The following is a 518-nucleotide window of genomic DNA, read 5'->3' on the forward strand; positions in this document are numbered from 1 at the left end:
CTGTTGTCCCCTTTCAGTTTCCCTCCAAGGTTAGCCAAGTGATACTAGGTCTTTTAGGGTTGACCTAACAGCTTGCAATCACCGTTTTTCCTTGCCCCCTTATGGGCGCACGAAATCACCATAACAATATGGATACCTAAAATTATTTTTATTTCCACCACAAGTATACATCGCTGGATTTTGATCAACTTTCATCTTAGAAAACTTTTTGGCTGAATCCTCCGAGTGTTGTTTAACTTCTTGACTAGCAACAAAATCAATATACCCTGGCCCCATATTATAGCTTTGAATAATTGTATCCATGCTAACATCCTTGTCCGTTCCATATTTGTACATTTTAGCAAAGTGTTTTACCCCTTGTTCAATGCTCAAGCTTGTCTCTTGAATTTCATTTGGCTTTAATCCAAGTGATTATTGCGATAGGTAAGCCTTTGAAATCATCTTCAGCTTTTCCCCCGCACCACACCGTACGTGAGACTTTCGCCTCATACGGCGTTCCATCTAATTAAGTTAATATT

General features: G+C 39.4%; 1 pseudogene. It reads right to left on the bottom strand.

Annotation, left to right across the window (positions count from 1 at the left end):
- Nucleotides 1-99: 99 nt before the first annotated feature.
- Nucleotides 100-411 (bottom strand): annotated as a pseudogene (locus tag ACS2CR_RS34375) (lysozyme family protein); the annotation flags it as partial.
- Nucleotides 412-518: the final 107 nt, after the last annotated feature.

It is taken from the genome of Bacillus cereus group sp. BceL291 (genome assembly GCF_051776705.1).
Taxonomy (GTDB): domain Bacteria; phylum Bacillota; class Bacilli; order Bacillales; family Bacillaceae_G; genus Bacillus_A; species Bacillus_A cereus.